The organism is Pirellulales bacterium, from assembly GCA_035546535.1.
Classification (GTDB): domain Bacteria; phylum Planctomycetota; class Planctomycetia; order Pirellulales; family JACPPG01; genus JACPPG01.
Window position 1 is genome coordinate 1 of the sequence record DASZWQ010000036.1, and the last position, 9,635, is coordinate 9,635.

The window sequence follows — 9,635 nt, forward strand, 5'->3', positions numbered from 1 at the left end:
CAGTCGCCAGCGCTCGCCGACCTCGTTCGCCGTCTGTACGGCTGACGAAGCTGCGGGTGCCGACCCGGGAGCGTTTTTCTCGGGCTCCAGCACGTGCAACAGAGCCGCCAGCGCCGCCGGGAAGCTGGGCTCGGCCAACGCGGCGAGCACCGATTTCAGACGATCCCACGCTACTCCGCCTGTTGTGCGTGCCGACGATTCAGCCCACGCGTCGACTTCCGGCAACAGGACGGATAACAGGCGCGTATTGCGCAGCAGCTCGACGGCACCGGCCCGCGAGGGATCGACGAGCATCTTGCGCATTTCCTGGGCGACGCGTTCGGGGCTGACGACCGAAATCGTGTCGGCCATTTCGTCGATTGCGGCGCGGGTGGGCGGATCAACAGCAAAATCAAATCCGGCGGCAAACCGCACGGCGCGCACCATGCGCAGTTTGTCCTCGGTGAACCGTGCCCTGGGATCGCCGATGGCCCGCACCACGCGCCGCTCGAGATCCGCCTGCCCGCCCACATAATCTATGACACGATCTTCGACGGGATCGTAGAAGAGGCCATTGATCGTGAAGTCGCGGCGCTGCGCGTCTTCTTCGGCCGTGGTGAAGATTACGGCGTCGGGATGGCGTCCGTCACTGTACTGGGCGTCGCGGCGAAACGTAGTGACTTCGACCATGCCGACGTGCTTGGGGCCGAGCACGGCTACGACGCCAAAGGCCGCGCCGATGGCCAGCGTGTGGCGGCGACCGAAGAGAGCACGAATTTGCTCGGGCGTGGCATTGGTTGCCACGTCGTAATCCTTGGGTGTGCGGCCGAGCAATTGATCGCGCACGCAGCCGCCGGCCCATAGGGCCTGGTAGCCCGCCTCGCGCAGCCGGCGCAGGACGCGGAGGGCCAGTTCACGTTGTGCGGCGGCGGTGGTTTGCGTCAACGTTATGCTCCGGCCGAGCCACGGCCGGCTGATGATGTTCGCAAGATTCGCAAGGAGAGTACCGGGACTTCGGGGATCGCTATTTCGCCGCGGCGCGCTCGCGTAGGAATTTCTCCAAGCCCGGCAAGTCGTCGGTGTTGATCAAATCGACCCCCGCGTCGGAGAGTTCAGTCCATACAGCGCGATTCGAGGGAATCGCCCAGAAGCGGATCTTGCGGCCGTGGGCGTGTGCCTTCTCGACGAATGTCTGCAGCTTCTGCTTTTCCTCGGCCGGCATCTCGCCCTGGCCGCGCCACTTGAAGTGGCTACCCCAAGCGTCACTCACCAGCGGCATCAGGTTCGCGGGGGTGTCGGAATCGAGATCGCTCATGCGGCCGTCGATGCCCGCATAGCGAACCTTGTCGGCCGCGATCCGGTCTGTGGCGCGATCGCCCGAAATCACGACCGTGATCGCGCCGGGGTGTGCTTCGCCAGCACGGACGACGGTGAGCATTTCGGCATAGTTGGCCAGACGTTCCGCGAGCACTTCATAGGCATGCCGGCCGTCGGCCTTGATATCCACGAGCAGCATGAAGGGGGGACCGTCGCGATAGACGCGACCTCCATTCGCCCGCACGCGCGCCAAGAGCGGATCGAGGTATAGCGCCTCGAGCGTCTTTTCCGGTTTCACGTCGCGGCGATTGTGCGCCACCAACAGGGCGCCGTCGACCAGGAAGATATCGGCTTCCACGTTGCAAAAGCCATGATCCAGTGCGTCGGCCAAGGGGCGCTTGTGAGCGTAATCATTGTGGGCGTGGGCGTTGGGCAAGGGCGCGGCATCGGCAGCATGCACGACGGCCGGCATGAGCAGCGTGCAAGCGAGTTGCGCCGCCGCGGCTCGCACAAGGAGGGGGAGATTCGATCGCAAATTGCCTCGATTCATAGGTGTGCCTGCGCCTTGTTGCCCGAGGGTGTGACGTTTAGATTGGTGTCCTTCCCGATTGTCCCAGACCGCGCGACAAATGCCAGCCTCGTGGGCAGCGGCGGCGTGGCTCCTCTTCGAAGGTACGTGCATCCATGAAAGCGATCGCCGTTTTTCCCGGCAAGGCCAATAGCGTACACCTGGCGGATTTGCCGAAGCCGCGCGTCGACGACATTCCCGGTGGGCGCGGCGTGCTGGTCCGCGTGCTGAAGGTGGGGATCGACGCCACGGACAAGGAGATCAACGAAGCCAAGTATGGCGCCGCCCCCCCGGGCTACGACTTTCTGGTGCTGGGGCACGAGAGTTTCGGCATTGTCGAAGAGGTCGGCGCGAACGTGAAGCACGTGCGGCCCGGCGATTACGTGGCAGCCACGGTGCGCCGGCCCGGCGGCTCGATCTACGACAAAATCGGCAACAGCGACATGACCAGCGAGGAGGTCTACTACGAGCGCGGTATCAACCTGTTGCACGGCTTTCTCACCGAACATTACGTCGACGACGCCGAGTTCATCGTCAAGGTGCCGGTGGGGCTGAAGCATTTACACGTGCTGGCCGAACCGATGAGCGTGTCGGCGAAGGCGGTGCAGCAAGCCTTCGAGGCGCAGCGCCGCTTGAAGGTCTGGCAGCCGCGCGTCGCGTACGTTTTGGGCGCGGGCCAGATCGGCTTGCTGACGACGCTCATCCTGCGGCTGCGTGGTCTGGATGTGTACACGCTGGCACGCACCAAGCCGCCCACGGTCAACGCGCAGATCGTAAAAGATCTCGACGCTACCTATGTCAGCACCAGCGAAACCTCGATGGAAGATCTCGCCAAGCGCGTCGGCAAGGCGGATATCATTGTCGATGCCACGGGATCGAGCGCCGTGGCCTTTGGCGCCATGCGCGTGCTGGGCATCAACGGCGTGCTCGTGTGGACGAGCATCACGGGCGGCCTGGAACATATTCAGGTGCCGGCCGATCGATTGAACCTCGACTGGGTGCTCGGCAACAAGCTGCTGTTGGGTAGCGTCAACGGCAATCGCGAACACTTTGAAATGGGGATTCGCGATCTGGCCGTGGGCGAGGTCACGTACCCCGGCGTCATCGAGCGGATTCTCACCAATCCTGTCGAAGGATTGGAGAACTATCGCGAAGCCATGCGCCTGCTGGTCGAGGAGAAGTCGGCGCTGAAGGTCTTCGTCGACGTAGCGGCCGGCTAAACCAGGCGCTACGATCCGCATAACGCGACCTGCACGCTGAAACGTTTGGCGCCGGATGAAGTGTCGCGACGGTTGTCTCGATTTGGAACGCCCGTCTCAAGTTTCGCGTCTCCACGCTCGGTGCCCCGAATGGGTGACCCGATAGTTTGGGTAGATTGTGCGGGCGCCAGATCGGTTTTGGCGCGATCATGCCAGCTTTGAGCCCGACTTTTCGGTCGAACGAACGCGACGATCCCTGCCGCGATCCGCTGGCGCGCGAATTGCAACGCAGGTCATTGACGGGTCAAGGATTACCCGGCCATGATAAACGGTCGGCGCGGAAGAATTTTCCAGGATATATTTCGTATTGCCCGGTGAGTTAGCAACCACGGCAATCACAACACGGGGGAGTCGACATGAAATCGCTAGTTCTGTCAGCAGCATTGGTGTTGGCCACGGCCACCGTCGCCCAGGCGCAGTACGTGACGTACTACAGCAATCCCGTAGTCACGTCGTATTACGCGGAACCTGTGACCTCGTACTACGCGCCGGTAACGACCGCGTACTACGGCGCTCCGGTGACGAGTTACTACACTCCGTACACCTCGTATTACGCCGCCGCTCCGTACACTTCGTACTACACGCCGTATACGTCGTACTATGCTCCGTATACGTCGTATTACGGAGGCTATGCGGCGCCGTATACGTCGTATTACTATCCGGCCTACTATGGCGGATGGTACCGTGGGCCCCTCGGCCGCTGGCGCTATCGCTAGCAGCGAAGCCGCGCATTCCAAAAGCGAAACGATCGGCACCCGGACGTCGGGTGCCGATTTTTTTGCGCTGGTGGCGACGTGCCCCCCACGGCAGCATAGCCCAATTCATCGTGAAAAAACGAACGAATATCACAAAAAAGATTGCAAAACATTGCGGAGGTTTCTAATCTAGGCGAGCTCCTTTTGTTTCGACCGCGCGCTATCTAATTCGGGCCCGCTAACGACGACCAAATCGTAGCGACTTCTCACGCGGTCCTTCCGCCTGGCGCGCCGTACAGGCCTTGCGCCCCATCTGCCACCGCCGGGCCGAACCCTTGCTCGTGCAATCGTACTTCCTAGCAATCGTACTTCCTAGCAATCGCATTACCGAACAGCGGAGAGAACCTGCCATGGGGCAATTCCATCATGATCGAGACACCGGTTGCAGTGCATCGCCTGTCATTCGTCGCCCTAGCATGCTCCTCGTGGCCGCGCTCACGTGCGTGGGCTTGACGGCTTCGGTCGCCGTGGCCGCCCCGACACCGATACTGCCGATCGATCCGGCAACGCAACTGGCCAATTCGCCGGGACCCGGGCAGTATTTCGGCTTCACCGACATCAACATCGATGGCACGTATGCCTGGAGCTTTCAGGTGCTGCAAACCGTGCAGGTCGTAGGCCTGGGCTGGTACGACGACGGTGCGGACGGACTATCGCACGACCACGCGGTGGGGCTGTCGGGCGATGTGCCGGCTCCGTCCCCCGTTGCCGCGTCGAATCTCCTCAGTACCACAATCCCGGCCGGAACCGGTGCGAGCTTGATCGGATCGTACCGTGTCGAGCTGAACGCGCCGCTCACACTCACCCCAGGCGTCTATGCGATCTCGGGGTGGGACTTCACGGCGAATCCCGACCCTGTGAAGTTTGCCGGCGCGAGTGTACCGACCGACTCCCGGATCGCGCCGATGCCAACGCCTTTGCGTGGCGATTACTCGGGAGCGAACGTCGAGCTTCTGGCGCCAGGGGCCTGGCTGGGCCCGATGGTTTTTGTGCAGCCGGCGCCCGAGCCCTCGACGCTCGTGCTCGCCGCGCTGGCGATCGTAGGCGCAGTCGCATATCGCAGACGACGGGCGTAACGGAACCGCCGCGGTTGTCACGGCGCGCACGTGTGCCGCGATCACAAAAACTTGTCGCACGCCCGGCACGCGGATACGCTACCGGCATGCTCTTCATCAACGGTCGACCGCGAGCCGTCTGCGACGGTGTTACCCGCCGTGATCTTCTGCAAATCGGCGGATTAGGCGCGCTGGGCGTCGCGCTGCCCGACCTGCTGCGGGCGCGCGTCAACGCACGGCCGGCACTTGTCTCGGCGCCAGCGCGGCACACGTCGGGCAAGGCCGAGGCGTGCATTCTGATCTATCTTTTCGGCGGCCCGAGCCAGATCGATACGTTCGATATGAAGCCGGCTGCGCCCGCGGACTTTCGCGGCGAGTTCCGGCCGATCGACACGAATGTGCCGGGCATACAGATCTGCGAGCACTTTCCGCTCTTGGCACGGCAGGCCGACAAGCTCACGATCGTGCGCTCGATGCACCACCTGCATCCGCGGCACGGTTACGGGCTGTACTACATGTTCACTGGTCGCGAGCACGCGCGGCCCGACCTGGACGCCGCGCCGGCGCCCGAGGATCATCCCTCGCTGGGGGCTCTGGTCGCGAAGCTGCAGGGACCGCGCGCCGATTTTCCTCCCGCCGTGACATTGCCGCGTTGGAACCGGTTTCTGGATTTGCCGAACGAATACGCGGGCGAGGTAGCGGGCTTTCTGGGCAAGGCTTACGACCCGTGGCTGGTGAAAGGAGAACAAGGAGGGCGGAACTTTGCGATTTCCGGCGTCGAGCTGCCGGACGGCATGACCCTCGACCGGCTGACGTCGCGGCGCGAATTGCTCAACGAGTTCAACGGCGAATTGGCGCGATGGGCGGATCGCGAGCCGTGCGATCAACTTGCCGGACTCTATCGACAGGCAATGTCGATCGTCACCTCGCCGCGAGCACGTCGCGCTTTCCGATTGGAGGATGAGCCGGCGCCTTTGCGTGCCTCCTACGGGGACGAGCCATTCGGCCAAGGTCTATTGCTCGCGCGGCGACTGGTCGAGGCCGGCGCCACCCTGGTCACGGTCAATTGGCACGACGATGGGCGCGATGTAAAGAGCCCTTTCTGGGACACGCACAAGGACAATTTCTCGACGCTCAAGAACGTGTTGATTCCGCCGTTCGATCGTGCTTTTTCGGCGCTATTGGTCGATCTGAGCGAGCGCGGTCTTTTGGATTCGACGCTGGTGGTCGTGATGGGGGAGTTCGGCCGCACGCCGCGCATCGGCCGGATCGTAATGAACAATGCCACGAACGCCAGCGGTCGCGACCATTGGCCGCATGCCTATTCCGTGTTGCTGGCCGGCTGCGGCGTGCGCGGCGGCCAGGTTTACGGCGAATCGGATGAGCTGGCCGCGCATGTGAAGGATCGTGGTGTCACGCCGCCTGATCTTGCGGCGACGGTGCTTTACGCGCTCGGCATCGACTCGCGCGAGCACATTTACGATCGGCAGGGGCGCCCGCAGCCCGTGGCCACGGGCCAGCCGGTCATGGAATTGTTTTAGAACCGGCGCCGCGGTGCATGTTGCCGTGCCGTCGAGCCCAAACCCTCGAAGTCCATCTCGAAAGACAAGGATCACCATGGCGCGTGTTCCGCCCGTTGACTACAAGAGAGCCGAGCCGGCGACGCAGGCCGCCTTCGACAAGATCGTGGCCGCGCACGGCCGGATGACGAACATGAAGGCGACCTTGGCGCATTCGCTGCCGGCGCTCGACGCCTTGATGGAGTGGTACCCGTTGCGCGAGGAAGTACACAAGTTTCTCGAGCCGCGCGCCACGATGTTGTTCGTACACGCCATCTCGTCGGCGACCGATTGCCTGATTTGCTCGACGTTCTTCCGCCGCCACTTGATCGATGCCGGCGAAGACCCGGACCGGCTAACGATGGACGAGCGCGAGCAGCTCGTCGTCGATTTTGGGCGCCAGCTTGTGCGCGATGCGAACCAGGTTTCCGACGCATTGTACGAGCGCCTGGCCCGGCAGTTTTCGCAGCCGCAGATCGTGGCTCTGACAGCATTCGGCGCGATGATGATTGCCACGAATGTGTTCAACAACGCGCTGCGCGTCGATTTGGACGACTATCTAGAGCCCTATCGTCGGCCGGGGCGTTGACGCGCGCCAGGCAGCAGTGCATGCTGCCCGTGTCAATGAGCGCGGGAAGGCAATCGTCCCGCGCCTTATCATCCTCATCAACGAGTCGCCCGATGCCTGACGCCGCGAATGCCCGACCGTTAGTCGATCGAGTCGCCTTTATCACCGGCGCAGCGCATGGGCAGGGACGCGCTACGGCGCTCGCGCTTGCCAGGGCCGGCGCGCATATTGCCGCGCTCGACGTGGGGCGGCCGCTTGCATATCCCGGCTACACGATGGGCACGACCGGCGAGCTTGACTCGTTGGTCGACGAGTGTCAGCGCGCGGGAGTCGAATGCCTGGTCTTCGCCGCCGATGTCCGCGATGACAACGCCGTGAGCACGGCCGTGGCCGCGACGGCGCAGCGTTTCAGCCGCATTGACATTCTCTTCAACAATGCCGGCATCTGCGGCTATGGCCTCGCGCACGAACTGACCGAAGCGGCCTGGGACGCGATGATCGACATCAATCTCAAAGGGGCCTGGCTCGTCGCCCGCCGCGTGATCCCGCACATGATCGCCCGGCGCTCGGGCGTGATCATCAACAACTCATCGGTGGCGGGCTTGCGCGGCATGGCGCGGCTTAGCCATTATGCGGCCTCGAAGTGGGGACTGACGGGGCTTACCAAATCGTGGGCCCTGGAACTGGCGCCCCATAACATCCGCGTCGTCTCGTTGCATCCGACAGGCGTCAACACGCCGATGAACGACGGGCTGGCCGCGCTCGAAGGAATGAGCCCGCGCGAAATCGCCGAGCGGTCGGCAGGCAACCTGCTGCCGGTGCCGTGGATCGAGCCGGAGGACGTGGCGCAGGCGGTGCTGTTCCTGGTTTCGGACGCGGCGCGCTATGTCACTGGTTCGGAATTCGTCCTCGACGCGGGACTGCTCACGCGATGAAAGCTGAACGGCACACACGACGCGAGTTTTTCGAACGGGCGGCCGCCGGCGGCGCTTCGTTCGCCATGATCGCCCGATTTGGAGATACGACAATGGCAGAGCACCCGGCGGCTGAACTGGGCGAGCCAGCTAAAGGCACGGCCATCGACGCCCATGTTCACGTGTGGACGCCCGATACGGCGAAATATCCGCTCTCGGCCGGCTACATGCGCGACGAGATGGTGCCCGCCAGCTTTACGCCCGAGCAGTTGTTCGCGCACATGCGACCGTGCGGCGTGGGACGCGTGGTGCTGGTGCAAATGAGCTTTTACGGCTTCGACAATTCGTACATGCTCGATTCGATCCGGGCGTTTCCGAGCGTGTTCTCGGGCATTGCCGTGATCGACGATTCCGTTGCGCGGCCGCAGGACGAAATGCGCCGGCTGAAGCCTTTGGGCGTGCGCGGCTTTCGGATCTATCCACGCAACATGCCCGTCGACCGCTGGCTCGAATCGCCGGGACTGAAGGCGATGTGGGAATGCGGCGCGGCCGAGCGACTGGCGATGTGCTGCCTGGTGAATCCCGATGCCCTGCCGGCGATCGACCGGATGTGCGAAGATCACGCCGATACACCGGTGGTCATCGACCATTGCGCGCGGATCGGAATGACGGGCGAGATCCACGAAGCCGACCTGACGCAACTCTGCCGGCTGGCACGACACAAGAACACCTACGTCAAGATTTCGGCCTTTTATGCATTGGGCAAGAAGAAGTCGCCCTATACGGACCTGGCGCCCATGATCCGCAAGTTATACGAGGCGTTCGGCGCCCAACGGCTGATGTGGGCCACCGATTGCCCCTACCAGGTGCAGGGTGAGCACACCTATCCCGATTCGATCGAGCTGGTGCGCTCGCGGCTCGACTTTCTCGGCGCCGACGATCGCGCGTGGCTGTTGCACAAAACCGCCGAACGCGTGTTCTTTTCGTAGGGTGCGCTCTCGCGCACCGCAACGCGCGGGTCAATCCGGTGCTCACAGAGCACCCTACGACGCGCTGTGGCATGCTTTTTCGCCGCAGGTGAATAAGCATGTCTTAACGCGGGCGCCGTGTACCACGCCCGCCCTTCGGCATATACGGTGCTCACAGAGCACCCTACGGGCGGCTCATGCATTCGTTCCCGTCAACCGATAAGCCGTGACGAACAGCACGGCGAATATCGCGTCGGGCAAGACCACGAGCGACGGGCCGAGCGGTGCGCGCTCGAGCGCCACCAAGAGCGCCGTCGACAGCACGAAGGATCCCTTGGCAAATGCCCCCAAAAGCATGAACGGGCGATAGCGGAGCGGATCGATCCCGATCAGCAAGTAGCCGATCTGCCACGCCAGCGTCACGCTCACGAAGCCGTAGTAGATTTCCGGATGTGTGATCGGCGGCGGCACCTGCCGGCCGAGGAAATCTTCGAGGAAATACATCGGCGGCAGAATTAGCAGACCAAACGCGGCGGCGATAAGAAATACACGCTGCGCGAATTTCATGGTGCTCTATGACGTGATGCCCTTGGTCAATTCCATGAAGGCCGTTTCCAGGTTGACCTCTTCTTCCTTGAAAAGCGTCAGCTTGTGTCCGGCGCCGATCAACAGGCTGGGCAGATCGCTGTAGTC

Annotated in this window: 10 protein-coding genes; 7 read left to right on the plus strand and 3 right to left on the minus strand. The window is 63.0% G+C overall.

The genetic code is table 11. The annotated features are described in order from the left end of the window. A partial coding sequence (locus VHD36_04480; protein ID HVU86551.1) for a CCA tRNA nucleotidyltransferase occupies window positions 1-924 on the minus strand: 924 nt, incomplete at its 3' end. A gap of 79 nt (window positions 925-1,003) precedes the next feature. Then, on the minus strand, window positions 1,004-1,846 hold the full coding sequence (locus tag VHD36_04485) for a phosphatidylinositol-specific phospholipase C/glycerophosphodiester phosphodiesterase family protein (protein HVU86552.1): 843 nt from the start codon (window positions 1,844-1,846) through the stop codon (window positions 1,004-1,006). Between the two features lie 134 nt (window positions 1,847-1,980). On the opposite strand from VHD36_04485, the gene VHD36_04490 reads away from it, so the two are divergent. From VHD36_04490 to VHD36_04520, 7 genes are all read left to right on the plus strand, one after another. Beyond that, on the plus strand, window positions 1,981-3,084 hold the full coding sequence (locus VHD36_04490; protein ID HVU86553.1) for a glucose 1-dehydrogenase: 1,104 nt from the start codon (window positions 1,981-1,983) through the stop codon (window positions 3,082-3,084). A gap of 395 nt (window positions 3,085-3,479) precedes the next feature. Next, complete coding sequence (locus tag VHD36_04495; GenBank protein HVU86554.1) at window positions 3,480-3,839, plus strand: hypothetical protein; 360 nt, start codon at window positions 3,480-3,482, stop codon at window positions 3,837-3,839. Between the two features lie 455 nt (window positions 3,840-4,294). Beyond that, complete coding sequence (locus VHD36_04500; GenBank protein ID HVU86555.1) at window positions 4,295-4,954, plus strand: PEP-CTERM sorting domain-containing protein; 660 nt, start codon at window positions 4,295-4,297, stop codon at window positions 4,952-4,954. A gap of 86 nt (window positions 4,955-5,040) precedes the next feature. Continuing rightward, entirely contained in the window at window positions 5,041-6,474 is a 1,434-nt protein-coding gene (locus VHD36_04505; protein HVU86556.1) for a DUF1501 domain-containing protein, read from the plus strand. A 76-nt stretch (window positions 6,475-6,550) separates the two neighbouring features. Next, window positions 6,551-7,081, plus strand: coding sequence for a hypothetical protein (locus VHD36_04510; protein HVU86557.1), 531 nt, complete (start codon window positions 6,551-6,553; stop codon window positions 7,079-7,081). Between the two features lie 92 nt (window positions 7,082-7,173). Next, complete coding sequence (locus VHD36_04515) at window positions 7,174-7,995, plus strand: SDR family NAD(P)-dependent oxidoreductase (GenBank protein ID HVU86558.1); 822 nt, start codon at window positions 7,174-7,176, stop codon at window positions 7,993-7,995. Continuing rightward, window positions 7,992-8,963 carry an amidohydrolase family protein gene (locus VHD36_04520; GenBank protein ID HVU86559.1) on the plus strand — a complete coding sequence of 324 codons (972 nt, stop codon included), beginning with the start codon at window positions 7,992-7,994 and terminating at the stop codon, window positions 8,961-8,963. The genes VHD36_04515 and VHD36_04520 overlap by 4 nt, the downstream gene beginning before the upstream one ends. 174 nt (window positions 8,964-9,137) lie before the next feature. Here the strand turns inward: VHD36_04520 and VHD36_04525 are convergent, their stop codons facing one another. Continuing rightward, window positions 9,138-9,509 (minus strand): hypothetical protein, encoded by a 372-nt coding sequence (locus tag VHD36_04525; GenBank protein HVU86560.1) that lies wholly within the window; start codon window positions 9,507-9,509, stop codon window positions 9,138-9,140. Window positions 9,510-9,635 lie beyond the last annotated feature (126 nt).

Coding starts and splice junctions, on each gene's coding strand:
- VHD36_04505 (HVU86556.1), top strand. CDS start 5,041: ATGCTCTTCATCAACGGTCGACCGCGAGCCGTCTGCGACGGTGTTACC.
- VHD36_04520 (HVU86559.1), top strand. CDS start 7,992: ATGAAAGCTGAACGGCACACACGACGCGAGTTTTTCGAACGGGCGGCC.
- VHD36_04495 (HVU86554.1), top strand. CDS start 3,480: ATGAAATCGCTAGTTCTGTCAGCAGCATTGGTGTTGGCCACGGCCACC.
- VHD36_04510 (HVU86557.1), top strand. CDS start 6,551: ATGGCGCGTGTTCCGCCCGTTGACTACAAGAGAGCCGAGCCGGCGACG.
- VHD36_04485 (HVU86552.1), bottom strand. CDS start 1,846: ATGAATCGAGGCAATTTGCGATCGAATCTCCCCCTCCTTGTGCGAGCC.
- VHD36_04525 (HVU86560.1), bottom strand. CDS start 9,509: ATGAAATTCGCGCAGCGTGTATTTCTTATCGCCGCCGCGTTTGGTCTG.
- VHD36_04500 (HVU86555.1), top strand. CDS start 4,295: ATGCTCCTCGTGGCCGCGCTCACGTGCGTGGGCTTGACGGCTTCGGTC.
- VHD36_04490 (HVU86553.1), top strand. CDS start 1,981: ATGAAAGCGATCGCCGTTTTTCCCGGCAAGGCCAATAGCGTACACCTG.
- VHD36_04515 (HVU86558.1), top strand. CDS start 7,174: ATGCCTGACGCCGCGAATGCCCGACCGTTAGTCGATCGAGTCGCCTTT.